We start from the raw sequence: 15,273 nt of genomic DNA, 5'->3' as shown, positions 1-15,273 counted from the left end.
TCGGCCGCGACGTCGAAAGCCAGGTGCTGGCCCGCGCCATCCACGCCCATATCCATCACCGCACTTTCATCAACGGCAATAGAACCGTGGTCTTCCCGGCCAGCCCCGGCAGCTACGCTTCCGAACGCATGGGTTGAGCGCGGTCGAGACCCACATCTCTTTTGCTGGCAAACGACAATCTCCCGTTGCCTGCCAGCAGCAAGTATTTGATTATCGCCTTCAATAGGTAATCGAATCATGCTGCGGGAGGGGTGTCATGACCGACGAGGCGCTTGTTGATCGCATGACGCTGCCGCGTCCCGACGTCACCGTAGCGGACGCGGAAGAGATCCTTCTTGCCCATTACAGCCTGTCCGGCACCATAGCCGAACTCGGCAGTCAGCAGGATCGGAACTACCGCGTCGATAGCGATCGCGGCCGCTACGTCCTGAAGATCTGCCATGCCGCCTACGAGACCCGCGAACTCGAGGCGCAGAATGCGGCGATCCATCACCTCAAGAGCAAGCAGGATGCGCCACGCGTTCCCAATGTGATCGCCACCAATGACGGGCGGGAGATCGTCGTGCTCACCGTGCGCGGGCAGGGCTGCCAGGTCCGGCTGCTGGAATATCTGGAAGGCCAGGGGCTGACGGAACTGAGCTATCTGGCGCCGGCGTCCGTCGCCGCACTCGGCGCGCTCTGCGCGAGGCTGGCGCAGGCGCTTGCCGATTTCAACCATCCCGGCCTCGACCGCAGCCTGCAATGGGATCTCCGGCGGGCGGGTCCGGTCGCCGTGCAACTGCTTTCCGCCATCACCGACAGCACCGCGCGCGACCGGATCGCCAAAACCATGGTGATGGCCGTTCGCCGCATCCAGCCTCTGGCGCCGTCGCTTCGGCTACAGGCGGTGCATCACGACGTCACCGGCGACAATGTCGTCGGCCATCGCAGTGCCCATGGCCATATCATTCCCGACGGGGTGATCGATTTCGGCGACATCATCCGCGGTTGGCTGGTCGGCGACCTCGCCGTCACATGCGCTTCGCTGCTGCATCAGGCCGAGGGCGACCCTTTTCACATCCTGCCTGCCGTCACCGCCTATCAGGCGATCTATCCGCTGACCGAGGAGGAGTTGAAGGCACTCTGGCCATTGATCGTCGCCCGCGCGGTCATCCTCGTCGCCAGCAGCGAGCAGCAGATTTCGGTCGATCCCGACAACGACTATGTCCGCGGCAATCTCGATCGCGAGCGGGCGATCTTCGATACGGCAATGTCGGTTCCCTTCGAATTGATGGAAGCAGCAATCCTCCAGGCCGCCGACGCCGATGTCGCCGCCCCGGAAACATCGGGATGGTTGCCGCTGCTGCCTGACATCGATCCCGCCGGGATCGCCTATGTCGATCTCGGGGTGCGCAGCCCGCATCTTTCCGCCGGCAACTGGCTGAATGCCGACATGGACTGGCGGCTGCTTGCCCGGGCTGCGACCGAAAACGGCACGGCGACGACGCGCTACGGCGAATATCGGCTTTCCCGGGCGGGAACCGCCGGGAGACAGGCGACCTGCGCCCTGCATATCGATATATGCCTTGCCGCCGGCAGCGCGGTTGCCGCGCCCTTTGCCGGCCGCATCGGCTGGAAGGACCAGCATCTGACGCTGACCGGCGACGGCATGACCCTGCACCTCGACGGGCTCGACCCCTCGGTCGAGGATGGCGCCGAGCTTGCCGGCGGCGAGCGGCTCGGCACAGTCGTCGGCGAGGCTTCGTCGCTCGGCGGGCTGCGCGTTCAGCTTTGCAGCGTCGCGGGGCTGGAGCCGCCGCTCTTTGCCACGCCGCACGAGGCGGCGGCCTGGTCGGTGCTCTGCCCTTCGCCCTCGCTGCTTCTCGGCCCTGGAGCCGATGCGCCGAAACCTGAAACCGCCGCGCTGCTCGCCAGGCGGCAGGCGCATCTGGCAGGGGCTCAGAAGAATTATTACGCAGCGCCGCCCCAGATCGAGCGCGGCTGGAAGGAGCATCTGTTCGATGTCGAGGGCCGCGCCTATCTCGACATGGTCAACAATGTCTCCATTCTCGGCCATGGCCATCCCAAGCTTGCGGCGGCGATCAGCGCCCAATGGCTGCGGCTCAACACCAACTCACGCTTCCACTATGCCGCGATCACCGAATTTTCCGAACGGCTCGCAGCACTTTTGCCGGACGGGCTGGACGCGGTCTTCCTGGTCAACAGCGGCTCTGAGGCGAACGATCTGGCGATCCGGCTGGCGCAGGCTCATAGCGGATCGCGCAACATGCTCTGCCTGCTCGAAGCCTATCATGGCTGGTCGTCGGCAAGTGACGCCGTTTCCACCTCGATCGCCGACAATCCTGAGGCTCTGACCACCCGGCCCGACTGGGTGCATGCGGTCGTGTCACCGAATACCTATCGCGGCGCCTTCCGCGGCCCCGATACGGCCGCCGGCTATCTCGGCGCCATAACGCCGGTGCTGGAAGCAATCGACGCCGGCGGCGAGGGCCTTGCCGGCTTCATCTGCGAATCGGTCTACGGAAATGCCGGCGGCATTCCGTTGCCGGATGGCTATCTCAGAGAGATCTACGCACAGGTGCGCGCCCGCGGCGGCCTCTGCATCGCCGATGAAGTGCAGGTCGGTTATGGCAGGCTCGGACATTATTTCTGGGGTTTCGAACAGCAAGGGGTGGTGCCCGACATCGTCACCATCGCCAAGGGCATGGGCAACGGCCATCCGCTCGGCGCCGTCATCACCACCCGGGAGATCGCTCGGTCGCTGGAGAAGGAGGGCACTTTCTTTTCCTCCACCGGCGGCAGCCCGGTCAGCTGCATCGCCGGCATGACGGTGCTCGACATCATGGCCGAGGAAATGCTGCAGGAAAATGCGCGCACGGTCGGCGATCATCTGAAGGCGCGGCTTGCCGCGCTGATCGACAGCCATCCGATCGCCGGCGCCGTGCACGGCATGGGCCTCTATCTCGGGCTCGAATTCGTCCGCGACAGAACGACGCTGGAGCCGGCGACCGAAGAGACGGCGGCAATCTGCGACCGGCTGTTGAGCCTCGGCGTCATCATGCAGCCGACCGGCGATCACCAAAATGTGCTGAAGATCAAACCGCCGCTCTGCCTCAGCATTGAAAGCGCGGATTTCTTCGCCGACATGCTGGAAAAGGTGCTCGACGAAGGCTGGTGAGCGAGGTGGTTCCGGCATTAACCAAATCGGTCATTTCGAGGCATTCCGACTTTTAACGAAACGGCCCATTGCCTGAAACAGCCGGGCTTCCTATCTCTGCTGCGGCGATCGAAAGAGTTTCGATTCTGTCATGCGAATTTTACGAAGAGCTGATATGTTTCTTTCCGTAAAGCTCGGCTGGGATGGAATGAATTTTTTCGGATCGTCGATATTTTGACACGTTTCGGAATATGTTTCTGACAGGCTGCAGGGTAATCTCTACTAAGTTAGTAGATTATCAATGGCAGCCATCGCCGGCCCCGGGCTCTTCCGGGACCTCTCAAGTGCAACGCCAACGCAAGGAACGAGCATGATAGACATCGATATTCTCGCCGACCTTGGGCGATCTGTGCTTGGCAATGACCGTCCGGGCGCCCTCTCCCGCCCGAACTGTCGAATGTGACGTTCGTCCTCCTTTCAACGGTACCAGACAAGTCAATTCGTCATGGCTGTGCATGTCGCGCGGCAGGAGTTCTATCTATGAAGAAGCAAGTTATCGAATATGCAGGCGTTCCCGTCGGGATCGTCATTCCCGATGAAGACCGGCTGAAGTTCATCGCCGTGAAATTTCATGTCCACGACCTCGACGAGCAGCGTTTCGGCTCGCCTGACGAGGTGCGGCTGGCCATCCACGATCTGATGACCCGCCGTCATCCGAAGCCGCTTCATGCCTGAGGGCATGAGGCCGGCATCGCATTCACGGCTTTTCCCGATGTCCGACCGGTCCCGCCATTTGGGGCCGGTCTTGTTTTTTGAGGGCAATTGCAGTCCTATCGGCGGCCTATCCGCATAAGGATCCGCCCTTGCCCGATCTTCTCAACCTCATCACCGACATCGACGGCGTTTCCGTCGGTCACGCGACCGACCTTGCGCTCGGTTCCGGCGTCACGGTCATCGTCTTCGACGCGCCGACCGTCGCCTCCGGCACGGTGCTCGGCGGCGCGCCGGGCGGGCGCGACACCGGCCTGCTCGATCCGTCGATGACCGTCAACGCCGTCGATGCCTTCGTGCTCTCCGGCGGCTCCGCTTTCGGGCTGGATGCCGCCGGCGGCGTGCAGGCCGGATTGCGCGAACTCGGCCGTGGCTTCGTGGTCGGGCCGGTGCGCATACCGATCGTGCCACAGGCGATCCTGATGGACCTGCTGAACGGCGGCGACAAGGATTGGGGGCTCCATTCACCCTATCGCGACATGGGCTATGCGGCACTGAAAGCCGCCGCGAAAGGCACCTTCGCGCTCGGCACCGCGGGTGCCGGCACGGGAGCCACGACAGCCACCTTCAAGGGCGGGCTCGGCTCGGCCAGCGCGGTCAGCAGTGCCGGGCATCGTGTCGCGGCAATCGTCGCCGTCAATGCGCTCGGCTCGGCAACGATCGGCGACGGGCCGCATTTCTGGGCAGCACCCTTCGAGAAAGACGCAGAATTCGGCGGGCTTGGCATGCCCGCGATGGCCGATCACAGGATGCGACTTAAGGGCATGAATACGCCTGCGACGACGATAGGCGCGGTGGTGACCGACGCACAGCTGACCAAGGCCGAGGCGCACCGGCTTTCGCTGGCCGGCCATGACGGCCTTGCCCGGGCGCTACTGCCGGCGCATCTGCCGCTCGACGGCGACACCGTTTTTGCCGCTTCGACGGCCAGGCATCGCCGAGACGACATGGCAAGCCTGATGGAGCTTTGCCATCTTGCCACCATCGTCATGGCGCGGGCGATCGCCCGCGGCATCTACGCCGCCACCGCGCTGCCGGTGGAGGGCGCGCAAAAGGCGTGGCGCGACCGCTATCCCGACGGTCATTGATTGAATAGGGTCCAACCCGGGGAATGGCGGAGAGACGTGAATGCAGATCCGGGCGCTGATGTATTTCGACGAGCTGGTCAGGACCAATTCGATGCGCCAGGCGGCCGAAAACCTCAATGTCGCGCCGACGGCGATCAGCCGGCAGATCGAAAACCTCGAATCTCATTTCGGCGCGCCGCTCGTCGAGCGCAGCTCCCGCGGCGTCAAGCTGACGGCTGCCGGCGAACTGCTTGCCGCCCGCGCCGGACGGACGCTGCGCGAGCTCGATCACGTCCAGCAGCTGATCGAAGACTTGAAGGGTCTGCAACACGGCCATGTCAGCATCTATGCCAATGGCGCCACGCTCACCAGTCTGCTGGCGCCGGTGCTTGCGGAATTCAGTCTGAAATTTCCAAAGCTGCGCTTTACCGTGACGATCAGCAGCGCGCGGCAGGCCGTCGACGCCGTCAGCAGCGCTGCGGCGGATATCGCCGTGACGCTGTTTGCGCCCGTCATGTCAGGCACCAAGGTCCGGCTGCGTTCCGAAATCGCCTATGATCTTATCGTCGCGCCGCAGCATCCGGCGGCTGCGCGGCCCGACATCCCCTTGAGAACACTTGCCGACTACCCGCTGGCGCTGCCGGAGCATTCCTTTGGCTTCCGTCAGGCCTTCGACGCGCTGATCGAAAAGGAGGGAGTGGATCTCGATCCCGTTTTCGTCACGAGTTCGATCGAGATGCTGAAGGAGCTTGTCCTCAGCGGGGCTGCCGCCACTTTACTGCCGGCGCTTGCCGTTCGCCGGGAAATCGAAGCCGGCCAGCTGCGCGCCATCCCGCTTGCCGGCAAGAGAATTCGCACCCATGTCGATCTCTGCGTCGCGCCCGACCGGCAGCTATCTTTTGCGGCGGCGAGCCTGGTCGACTTCATCGAAAACTTCATGCGCGAACGCATGAAGATCAAAGGCTAAAGCTTGCCTTTGCACCCAATTTGCTGTGTAGCTGTTTCGGCTACACCGATTGCAAAAAATCCTCATAATGTGTTCACGTGTAGTCCGTCGTCTATTGATGAAAGGCCTTCGCTTTGAGCGTGGCCAGACAGGGACATGATGATCAAGCTTTCCTTCGTGCCGCCGGCGCGCTTCGCCCGGCAGATTTCCCTCAGGGCTGCGCTTACGGCGGGATTGGTGATGGCTGCGATGGCGCCGGCCGAGGCGGCGAAGACCACCCTCACCCTCGGCATGAGCGTCGAGCCGACCGGCCTCGACCCGACGATCGCGGCACCGGTGGCGATCGGCCAGGTGACCTGGCAGAACGTCTTCGAGGGGCTGGTGACGATCGACCAGGCCGGCAGGATCCAGCCGCAACTGGCAAAAAGCTGGCAGATTTCGCCCGACGGCCTGACCTATACGTTCAAGCTGCAGAGCGGCGTAACATTCCATGACGGCGAGGTCTTCGATGCCGCTAGCGCCAAATTTTCGCTCGACCGCGCCCGCGGCGCGGATTCGGTCAACCCGCAAAAGCGCTTCTTCGCCTCGATCGCCTCGATCGAAACGCCCGATGCCGAAACGCTGGTGCTGCATCTCTCGGCGCCGACCGGCAGCCTGATCTATTGGCTCGGCTGGCCGGCTTCGGTGATGGTCGCGCCGAAGACGGCCACCGGCGACAAGGTGACACCAGTCGGCACCGGTCCCTTCAAATTCGCCAGCTGGGCGAAGGGCGACAAGGTCGAGTTGGAAAAGAATGCCGATTACTGGAACAAGGCTGCGGCCGCCAAGCTCGACAAGGTGACCTTCCGCTTCATCGCCGATCCGCAGGCGCAGGCGGCTGCGCTGAAATCCGGCGATCTCGATGCCTTTCCGGAATTTGCAGCACCCGAGCTGATGAGCTCCTTCGACGGCGATACCAGGCTCGTCACCCGGATCGGCAATACCGAGCTCAAGGTCGTCGCCGGCATGAACAATGCCAGGAAGCCCTTCGACGACAAGCGCGTGCGCCAGGCGCTGATGATGGCGATCGACCGCAAGACGGTGATCGACGGTGCGTGGTCGGGCCTCGGCACGCCGATCGGCAGCCATTACACGCCGAACGATCCCGGCTATCAGGATATGACGGATGTGCTCCCCTATGACGTCGAAAGGGCGAAAGCGCTGCTTGCCGAAGCCGGCTATCCCAACGGCTTCACCTTCACGATCAAATCACCGCAGATGGCCTACGCGCCGCGCAGCGCCGAGGTGATGCAGGCGATGTTTGCCGAGATCGGCGTGACGATGACGATCGAGCCGACCGAGTTTCCGGCGAAATGGGTCCAGGACATCATGAAAGACCGCAACTTCGACATGACGATCATCGCCCATGCCGAACCGCTCGACATCGACATCTACGGGCGCGATCCCTATTATTTCAATTACAAAAACCCAGTCTTCAACGCGCTGATGAAGAAGGTCCAGGAGACGACCGATCCCACCGCGCAGAATGCGATCTATGCGCAAGCACAGAAGATCCTCGCCGAAGACGTGCCGGCGCTCTACCTCTTCGTCATGCCGAAACTCGGGGTCTGGGACAGGAAGCTGAAGGGGCTATGGGAGAACGAGCCGATCCCGTCCAATGTATTGTCCGGGGTTTCGTGGGAGGAGTGAGGCGGCCCCTGATGGGGATGCAGGAGACCTTGGAGAGATCCGACATGTATTTGGCCGATATAGGACACAACCTTTCCCCTGTCTCGCCAAGTCAGGTCAACCCGGGCCGACATTGTTTGGTTTCGCTGGCGGATGGCGCTCTTGGTGCCGGCGCCTCGGAGGGCTCCCTCCGCCCGCCCCACCCTCCCTCATGCTCGGCCCTGAGCCGAGCATCCACACCGCGCCCATCAACAGCGGTGGAATGGATCCTCGGCTCAAGGCCGAGGAGGACGGAGAGTGGGGTTGGCCTTCTCGCCAAACCCGCCGCCGGCGCATCAGAGAGCCGCCAAGCCACCCCGGCAGCGTGGCCCGCATGATCGCACTCCTCCTCCGCCGCTTCGCCGGTCTCCTCGTCACGCTCCTCATCGTCTCGCTGCTGATCTTCACCGTCATGGATCTCCTGCCCGGCGATCCCGCCTCGATCATGCTCGGCACCTCGGCGAGCCCCGAGACCGTAGCGGCGCTGCGGCATGATCTCGGGCTCGATCAGCCGCTCATCCTGCGTTACGGGCGATGGCTGGCCGGCGTATTCTCCGGCGATCTCGGGCAATCCTACACCTATGGCGTCCCGGTCGCCGGATTGATCGTCGAGCGGCTGGCGGTGACGCTGCCGCTGGCGCTGATGGCGGTCGTGCTTTCGGTGGCGATCGCTCTGCCGCTCGGGGTGCTGGCCGCTTCGCGCCGCGGCGGCCTCTTCGACGTCATCGCCACGCTGTTTTCGCAGATCGGCATCGCCGTGCCCGCCTTCTGGGTGGCGCTGCTGCTGATCATCCTGTTTTCGACGACGCTCGGGCTGATGCCGGCCGGCGGCTTTCCGGGCTGGAGTGCCGGCCTTCTGCCGGCATTGCAGGCGCTTGTCATGCCGGCCGTCGCGCTGGCGATGCCGCAAGCGGGCGTGTTGACGCGAGTGGCGCGTTCGGCGGTGCTCGAGACGCTGCATGAGGATTTTGCCCGCACAGCCGTCGCCAAGGGACTCTCCCGTAGGGTCGTGCTGTGGCGGCATATCGTGCCGAACGCGCTGATCCCGATCCTCACCATGATCGGGCTGCAGTTCACCTTTCTCGTCGCCGGCGCCGTGCTGGTGGAAAACGTCTTCAACCTGCCCGGCCTTGGGCGGCTGGCGCTGCAGGCGCTCTCCCAGCGCGATATCATCGTCATGCAGGATGTCGTGCTGTTCTTCGCCGCTCTCGTCATCCTGGTGAATTTCATCGTCGATCTCTCTTACCTCACGATCGATCCCAGAATGAGAAAGGCGGTTTGAGACATGGCTCCCGTCGTTTCCACCGCCATTGCCGGCCGCCGCGACCTTAAACTTAGCCGGCGAATGAACCTGGTTTCCGGAGCGGTGATTATCGGCCTGCTGGTCGCCGTTGCGCTGCTGTCGCTCGTCTGGACGCCGCTGCCGCCGGCGAAAATGCAGATCAGCCATAAGCTGCAGTCGCCGCTTGCCTTCGGCCTGCTCGGCACCGATCAATTCGGCCGTGACGTGCTGTCGATGCTGATGGCGGGATGCTGGAATTCACTGTCGATCGCCATCACCGCGGTTGCGGTCGGCGGGACGCTCGGCTCGATCGCCGGCATTTCCGCGGCGGCAATCCGCGGCCCTTTCGAAACGCTGATGACGCGCATCTGCGACGTCATCTTCGCGCTGCCGCCGATCCTGTCGGCGATGGTGCTCGGCGCCTTTCTCGGGCCCGGGCGTTTCACGGCAATTACCGCGATTGCCGTCTTCATGATCCCGGTCTTTGCACGGGTGACGCTGGCGACCTCGCTGCAGGCCTGGAGCCGCGATTATGTGACGGCGGCGCGCGCACTCGGCAATACGCGCCTGACCATTTCGCTGCGCCATGTGCTGCCGAACATCATCAGCCAGATCATCGTGCATGGCGCCATTCAGCTGGGGCTGGCGATCCTGACCGAAGCCGGGCTCAGCTTCCTCGGGCTCGGCATGGCGCCGCCGGCGCCGACATGGGGTCGGATGCTGGCTGATGCGCAAACCTATCTGGCGCTTGCGCCCTGGCTGGCGATCCTGCCCGGCCTTGCCATCGCGCTCGCCGTCTTCGGTTTCAACATGCTTGGCGACGGCTTGCGCGACCTTCTCGACCCACGCGAGGTGCGACCCTGATCAGCCGATCGGACGGCGGTAACCGGTCGGCTGCTCGTAAAGCCAGCCGATGCGCTTGACGGCGGCCTCGAAATTCTCGCGCGCCACCGTCATGCTGTGGCCGTTGGCGTGGAGAATGGTTTCCGGATCCTCGAAGACGGCGACATGGCCCTTCCAGAACACCAAGTCGCCGCGGCGAATTTCGGAACGGTCGATCGGTTGGCCGAGGCCGGCGGCCTGCATGTCGGTATCGCGCGGCGCCTTTCTGCCGGTCATCAGCATCGCCAGCTGGACGAGACCGGAGCAATCGATACCAAGGCCGGAGCGTCCGCCCCAGAGATAGGGTGTCTCCAGGAAACGGGCTGCGATCTCGACGTAATCGGCGCCGTCGAGCCCGCCGATCGGCTGGACGTGTTTGGCGAAGATCGCGGTTCCATCCTTGAGCACGACATAGCGATTGCCGCGCGCTTCCGCCTCGCCGGCGACATGGATGCGGCTTCCCATGGACAGGATCGCCCGGTGGGGTTTGCGCAGCTCCGGTTCCGGATAGAGGAAGGTGCGCTGAACGGTGACGATATGGGTCGGCGCCATCAGGCTTTGCGAAAGCACCTCTTCAGGGAGATATCCGACATAACCGTCCGAGGCGGCTTTCACCCAGCACCAGCCGTTGGCGCGATCAAACACCGTCACATCCTCGCCGAGCAGCAGTTCGGTATCGATGCCACGCGCAGGTTCCGGTTCGGGACGCAAGCCGGCGACCGGAACGGCAATGCGGGCCGGGGCGCCTTCGACGAAGCGCAACGCCTCTACCTTGCCTTCGAGCCCCGCTTCTGCGAGATCCGGCCGATAGGCATGCAGCCGGCGGTCGAGCATCGTCATTGACATTCCTTTCAAGTGGCCTTTCAGAAGCCTCTCAGAGCGGCAGCCGGCGGGCCTGATCACGGACGAGGTCGCCGAGCTTTTCCAGGTATAGCGCGCCGCCGACGGTGCGCTTGATGATCACGCTGCGCCGGTCGGCATCGTCGCGCACACGATCGACAAGGCCCATCTCGCCCATGGTGTCCAGGGCGCGGGTGATGACCGGCTTGGTGACCTCAAGAGTCGCGGCAAGCCCGCGCACCGTATGCGGTGGCGGCACCAGATAAATATGCAGCAGGATCGCCATCTGGCGCAACGTCAAATCGCGGTCATCGTGGCGGACCTGATCGAGCGCCACGCCATGCCAGAGCCCCAACGCCTGCGAGGCGGTCAGTTCGATCGGCACGGCCCCTCCGGAAAATCGTTACGCTAACGTTTCATTTTCCGGCAGTTGCCATGGACATGCAAGAGGCGGCAGGAATTGCCGCCCGGCAGGGTGAATAAAATTTTAACGATCGGCAGCGCGGGGCAATATGGGACCGCCCCTCAGCGGTCGTTTGCACCGTCAGCGCAGGCTCTCGCGGATATGATGGAAGAGCGCGCGGATTGCCTGTGCTTCACCGCCGCCCGGCGAATGCGGCCGCTCGGACTGCGCCCAGCCGTAAATGTCGAAATGCGCCCAGCTCTTCGTCTTGCCGACGAAACGCTTGAGGAAAAGTGCGGCGGTGATCGCTCCCGCCATGCCGCCGGCCGGCGCGTTGGTGAGATCGGCGAATTTGGCGCGGATATCCTTTTCGTAGCCGGAATAGAGCGGCAGCCGCCAGATCGGATCGTCCGTTTCCAGGCTCGCTTCGGTCAGGTCGTGGGCCAGATTGGCGTCGTCGGTGAAGAAGGGTGGGAGATCAGAACCCAGCGCAACGCGGGCAGCGCCCGTCAGCGTCGCCATGTCGATCAGGAGATCGGGCTCTTCCTCGTCGGCATAGGCAAGCGCATCGGCAAGGATCAGACGGCCTTCAGCGTCGGTATTGTCGATCTGGACGGTCAGCCCCTTGCGGCTCTTATAGATGTCACCAGGGCGGAAGGCATTGGAGGAGATCGCATTTTCGACGACCGGGACAATGACGCGCAGATCGACCTTCAGCTTGGCGTCCATGATCATCAACGCGAGCCCCATGACATTCGCCGCGCCGCCCATGTCCTTCTTCATCAGCAGCATGGAGGCGGCAGGCTTGATATCGAGGCCGCCGGTATCGAAGCAGACGCCCTTGCCGACGAGCGTCACCTTGCGATGACCCTTCTTGCCCCAGCGCAGCTCGAGAAGGCGCGGCGCATCGACGCTGGCGCGGCCGACGGTATGAACCAGCGGGAAATTCTGCTCGAGCAGATCGTCGCCCGTGATAACCGATACCTCTGCCTTGTAATGTGCAGCCAAACCACGGAACACGGTTTCGAGCTGGTTCGGCCCCATGTCATTGGTCGGCGTATTGATGAGATCGCGGGCGAGAAAGACGCCGGCGAGCTGGCGTTTGATATCGGCACTGTCGGCATCGCGGGGGATCATCAGCGTCGCCGCCGGCGTTCTTTCGGACTTGTAGCGGTCGAAACGGTAGCTGCCGAGACCAAAGCCCAAAGCCAGGCGATTTGCCGTCAGCGGAGCAGTCTCGATGTGCCAGTCGCCGGCCGGCAGCGCCCGGGCGAGCCTGCCGGTGATGTAAGGCTGCTCGGACGGATTGGTGCCGAGGCCAAAAAGCGCGCCGCCGAGATGGCCCTCGGCCGTCGGGATCAGCAGCAGCGACCCGCTTTCGGCCTTGTAGCCCGCCCTCTGCGCCCAATCGAGCGCGATCGGATCGATCGTGCCGGTCTCGATATGGGCAGGGGTGACTGCAAAGATCGGCAGCGTCGAACCGCCCTTGGTGTTGAAAGGGGTCGGTCTCTCGATGAACTGATAGGGGGCCATGATTGTCCTTCGGCGGTCGCAAGGAATCACTCCTTAACGGTCTGTTAGGGTTAACAGACTATTGCTGGAGCGAAGATTGCGTCAAACCTTTCCCTGTTCCGCTTCGAGGTCAGGCGCCGATTTCGGAATCCAGGGAACGCGTCATGCCGGCCTCGCTCACCACCACATTCACCCATCGTATCCTGCAGGGCGCTGCGGCATCGCTGATCGTCCTGGCACTTGCCGGCTGCTCGACGACCAAAGATCGGATGACGACCGGCTCGGTGCCGAAGCTCACCAAGCCGGTCGAAGAGATGGACGCCACCGAGCTGCGCTCGGCAACCGACCGGCTCGGCCAGGCCTACGAAAAGAACCCGCGCGATCCGGTCACCGGCGTCAACTATGCCAATCTGCTGCGCATGAACGGTCGTGATGCGCAGGCTCTCGCCGTCATGCAGCAGGTGGCGATCAGCAATCCTGCCGACCGCAACGTGCTCGCCGCCTACGGCAAGGCGCAGGCGGCGGCCGGCCAGTTCCAGCAGGCGCTCGACACGATCGGCCGCGCCCAGACACCGGATCGTCCGGATTGGAAACTGATCTCGGCCGAAGGCGCGATCCTCGACCAGATGGGCCGGGCAAGCGATGCCCGGCAGCGCTACCGCGACGCACTCGACATCCAGCCGAACGAGCCCTCGATCCTTTCCAATCTCGGCATGTCCTATGTGCTGACCGGCGATCTGCGCACCGCCGAAACCTACCTGCGTTCCGCCGCCGGCCAGCCCACCGCCGACAGCCGCGTCAGGCAGAACCTCGCGCTCGTCGTCGGCCTGCAGGGGCGTTTCCCCGAAGCCGAGCAGATCGCGCGGCGCGAACTTTCGCCGCAACAGGCCGATGCCAATGTCGCCTATCTCAGAGGCATGCTCTCGCAGCAGAATTCCTGGCAGAAGCTTGCCGCCAAGGACAAGACGCCGGGTGCGGCGGACGCCAGCAACACCAACTGACAATGGGTTTTAGCGGGCGCGCAGGCCCGAAAAAATAAGACGAAGTCCGAGGCCGCCCATGACGGCACCGGCGGCCCGGTCGATCCAGCTCTTAGCCGCGAGATAGAGCCGCCGCGGATGGCGGGCCGAAAAGGCCAGCGCCACGATCGAATACCACCCCGCTTCCACCGCAAAGACGCCGAGCGGCAGCGCAACCATCAGATCGAGCGGCACCGTCCTTGGCAGAAGTGCGGCAAAGAGGCTGGCATAGACGATGATGGTCTTCGGGTTGCTGAGCTGGGTTAGCAGCGCGGTGGTGAAGCTCAGCCTCGGCGCGCGTTGGCCATCGCCGGCGTTGGAAACCTCCAGCGGCCGCGCAGCACCTCTCCAGATATTGACGGCGATATAGATGAGATAGGCGCCGCCTGCGACCTTCAGCAGGATATAGAGCCATTCGAACTGCGACAGCAGCGCCGTCAGCCCGGCGAGCGCCAGCACGGCAAAAACGACGCCGCCGGCGCCCATGCCGAGTGCGGCCGCAAGACCGTCCCGCCGGGAGCGCGAAATGGCAATCCTGGAGACAACGACGAAGCTCGGGCCGGGGCTCATCGCGCCGACCGCCAGGGCTGCCATGATGCTGATGAAAACGCCTGCAGAAGACATACGAAAACCCTCGTTCGCGATCGAAGGTACCGCATTATCCCTCAGATCGGAACCGGTTTAGACGGCGGCGAGCCTCAGAACTTGTCTGACACCTGGATACCGGCCGGACCGAGAATGACGGCGATCAGCACGGGCAGAAAGAACAGGATCATCGGCACCGTCAGTTTCGGCGGCAGGGCCGCCGCCTTCTTTTCCGCTTCGTTCATGCGCTCGTCGCGTCCTTCCTGAGCGAGGACACGCAGCGCCTGCGCCACCGGCGTGCCGTAGCGATCGGCCTGGATCAGCGCTTGAGTGACCGAGCGCACCAGCTCGATCTGGGTGCGCGTGGCAAGATTGTCGAGCGCCACGCGACGATCCGGCAGGAAGGAGAGCTCGGCCGTGGTCAGCACCATCTCCTCGGCAAGCGGCGGCGACTGCTCGCCGAGTTCTTCCGACACACGACGCATCGCCGCCTCGATCGAGATGCCCGATTCGACGCAGATCAGCATCAGATCGAGCGCATCCGGCCAGGCACGTTTGATCGAGTGCTGACGCTTGCCCATGCGGTTCGAAATATAGATGTTCGGCGAGTAGAAGCCGAGATAGCCGATGCCGATAACGGCAAAGAGGCGGATGGGCGTGCCCCTGTCGGCGAGATTGCCGAGGCCGAAGACCCAGAAGGTGGCAAGCGCCAGGAAGAGGAAGGGCAGCAGAAAACGCGCCACGAGGAAAGTATTCAGCGCATTTTCCGAGCGAAAACCGGCAGCACGCAGCTTGTTGACGGTATTCTCGTCGACGAGCGCCTTGCGCAGGTTGAAGCGCTCGACGATCTGGCGGACCGAGCGATTGTTCTGGTTCCTGAGCGAGGCCTTTCCGGCGCCGGTTTCGGTGTTCATGCGGGCGCGTTCGCGCGCGCGAATCTGCTCGCGCTCTGTGGAAACAGCCTTCATACGCTTGTTGAGATCGCCGCGTTCGAAGAAGGGGACGGCGATCGTATAAAACGTGGCGAAGACCGCGATCGCGACGAGGAGCGCGATCAGCATGCTTGGATTGGTCAGGGTTGCGGCAAGGTCCTGCGACATGG

At 63.5% G+C, this 15,273-nt stretch carries 13 protein-coding genes and 1 pseudogene; 9 read left to right on the top strand and 5 right to left on the bottom strand.

Annotated elements, in window-relative coordinates; genetic code table 11:
• From purU to AF337_RS24435, 8 genes and pseudogenes are all read left to right on the top strand, one after another.
• Nucleotides 1-137, top strand: a pseudogene (purU, locus tag AF337_RS42535) (formyltetrahydrofolate deformylase); the annotation flags it as partial.
• A 119-nt stretch (nucleotides 138-256) separates the two neighbouring features.
• Nucleotides 257-3,178 carry an aminotransferase gene (locus tag AF337_RS24465; RefSeq protein WP_049734191.1) on the top strand — a complete coding sequence of 974 codons (2,922 nt, stop codon included), beginning with the start codon at nucleotides 257-259 and terminating at the stop codon, nucleotides 3,176-3,178.
• Nucleotides 3,179-3,697: 519 nt separating this feature from the next.
• Entirely contained in the window at nucleotides 3,698-3,892 is a 195-nt protein-coding gene (locus AF337_RS24460) for a hypothetical protein (RefSeq protein ID WP_003544544.1), read from the top strand.
• Between the two features lie 128 nt (nucleotides 3,893-4,020).
• Nucleotides 4,021-5,016 carry a P1 family peptidase gene (locus tag AF337_RS24455; protein WP_049734190.1) on the top strand — a complete coding sequence of 332 codons (996 nt, stop codon included), beginning with the start codon at nucleotides 4,021-4,023 and terminating at the stop codon, nucleotides 5,014-5,016.
• 40 nt (nucleotides 5,017-5,056) lie between these two features.
• Complete coding sequence (locus tag AF337_RS24450; protein ID WP_049734189.1) at nucleotides 5,057-5,962, top strand: LysR family transcriptional regulator; 906 nt, start codon at nucleotides 5,057-5,059, stop codon at nucleotides 5,960-5,962.
• A gap of 138 nt (nucleotides 5,963-6,100) precedes the next feature.
• Nucleotides 6,101-7,630 (top strand): ABC transporter substrate-binding protein, encoded by a 1,530-nt coding sequence (locus AF337_RS24445; protein ID WP_190238047.1) that lies wholly within the window; start codon nucleotides 6,101-6,103, stop codon nucleotides 7,628-7,630.
• 352 nt (nucleotides 7,631-7,982) lie between these two features.
• On the top strand, nucleotides 7,983-8,930 hold the full coding sequence (locus tag AF337_RS24440; protein ID WP_049734187.1) for an ABC transporter permease: 948 nt from the start codon (nucleotides 7,983-7,985) through the stop codon (nucleotides 8,928-8,930).
• A 3-nt stretch (nucleotides 8,931-8,933) separates the two neighbouring features.
• The gene (locus AF337_RS24435; protein ID WP_049734186.1) at nucleotides 8,934-9,794 is read left to right on the top strand and encodes an ABC transporter permease; all 861 of its coding nucleotides are present in this window, start codon (nucleotides 8,934-8,936) and stop codon (nucleotides 9,792-9,794) included.
• Here the strand turns inward: AF337_RS24435 and AF337_RS24430 are convergent, their stop codons facing one another.
• The 3 genes from AF337_RS24430 to AF337_RS24420 all read right to left on the bottom strand — a co-directional run bounded on the left by AF337_RS24430 (nucleotide 9,795) and on the right by AF337_RS24420 (nucleotide 12,588).
• Nucleotides 9,795-10,652, bottom strand: coding sequence for a C40 family peptidase (locus tag AF337_RS24430; RefSeq protein ID WP_049734185.1), 858 nt, complete (start codon nucleotides 10,650-10,652; stop codon nucleotides 9,795-9,797).
• A 34-nt stretch (nucleotides 10,653-10,686) separates the two neighbouring features.
• A complete protein-coding gene (locus AF337_RS24425; RefSeq protein ID WP_007634042.1) occupies nucleotides 10,687-11,037 on the bottom strand; it encodes a MarR family transcriptional regulator in 351 nt (116 codons plus the stop codon).
• A 159-nt stretch (nucleotides 11,038-11,196) separates the two neighbouring features.
• Complete coding sequence (locus AF337_RS24420) at nucleotides 11,197-12,588, bottom strand: leucyl aminopeptidase family protein (protein ID WP_049734184.1); 1,392 nt, start codon at nucleotides 12,586-12,588, stop codon at nucleotides 11,197-11,199.
• A gap of 143 nt (nucleotides 12,589-12,731) precedes the next feature.
• Here AF337_RS24420 and AF337_RS24415 point away from each other — a divergent pair, with 143 nt between their 5' ends.
• On the top strand, nucleotides 12,732-13,568 hold the full coding sequence (locus AF337_RS24415; protein WP_049734183.1) for a tetratricopeptide repeat protein: 837 nt from the start codon (nucleotides 12,732-12,734) through the stop codon (nucleotides 13,566-13,568).
• A 9-nt stretch (nucleotides 13,569-13,577) separates the two neighbouring features.
• Here AF337_RS24415 and AF337_RS24410 read toward each other — a convergent pair whose 3' ends face one another.
• Together AF337_RS24410 and AF337_RS24405 are read right to left on the bottom strand one after the other, a co-directional pair.
• Entirely contained in the window at nucleotides 13,578-14,210 is a 633-nt protein-coding gene (locus AF337_RS24410; protein ID WP_049734182.1) for a LysE family translocator, read from the bottom strand.
• A 74-nt stretch (nucleotides 14,211-14,284) separates the two neighbouring features.
• Entirely contained in the window at nucleotides 14,285-15,271 is a 987-nt protein-coding gene (locus AF337_RS24405; protein WP_049734181.1) for a type II secretion system F family protein, read from the bottom strand.
• Nucleotides 15,272-15,273: the final 2 nt, after the last annotated feature.

The organism is Rhizobium ecuadorense (assembly GCF_001187535.1).
Lineage (GTDB): Bacteria > Pseudomonadota > Alphaproteobacteria > Rhizobiales > Rhizobiaceae > Rhizobium > Rhizobium ecuadorense.
The sequence above is the reverse complement of the archived record's forward strand: the minus strand, read 5'-3'. Positions and strand labels throughout refer to the sequence as shown.

Coding starts and splice junctions, on each gene's coding strand:
- AF337_RS24465 (WP_049734191.1), top strand. CDS start 257: ATGACCGACGAGGCGCTTGTTGATCGCATGACGCTGCCGCGTCCCGAC.
- AF337_RS24460 (WP_003544544.1), top strand. CDS start 3,698: ATGAAGAAGCAAGTTATCGAATATGCAGGCGTTCCCGTCGGGATCGTC.
- AF337_RS24450 (WP_049734189.1), top strand. CDS start 5,057: ATGCAGATCCGGGCGCTGATGTATTTCGACGAGCTGGTCAGGACCAAT.
- AF337_RS24445 (WP_190238047.1), top strand. CDS start 6,101: ATGATCAAGCTTTCCTTCGTGCCGCCGGCGCGCTTCGCCCGGCAGATT.
- AF337_RS24440 (WP_049734187.1), top strand. CDS start 7,983: ATGATCGCACTCCTCCTCCGCCGCTTCGCCGGTCTCCTCGTCACGCTC.
- AF337_RS24435 (WP_049734186.1), top strand. CDS start 8,934: ATGGCTCCCGTCGTTTCCACCGCCATTGCCGGCCGCCGCGACCTTAAA.
- AF337_RS24430 (WP_049734185.1), bottom strand. CDS start 10,652: ATGACGATGCTCGACCGCCGGCTGCATGCCTATCGGCCGGATCTCGCA.
- AF337_RS24420 (WP_049734184.1), bottom strand. CDS start 12,588: ATGGCCCCCTATCAGTTCATCGAGAGACCGACCCCTTTCAACACCAAG.
- AF337_RS24415 (WP_049734183.1), top strand. CDS start 12,732: ATGCCGGCCTCGCTCACCACCACATTCACCCATCGTATCCTGCAGGGC.
- AF337_RS24410 (WP_049734182.1), bottom strand. CDS start 14,210: ATGTCTTCTGCAGGCGTTTTCATCAGCATCATGGCAGCCCTGGCGGTC.
- AF337_RS24405 (WP_049734181.1), bottom strand. CDS start 15,271: ATGTCGCAGGACCTTGCCGCAACCCTGACCAATCCAAGCATGCTGATC.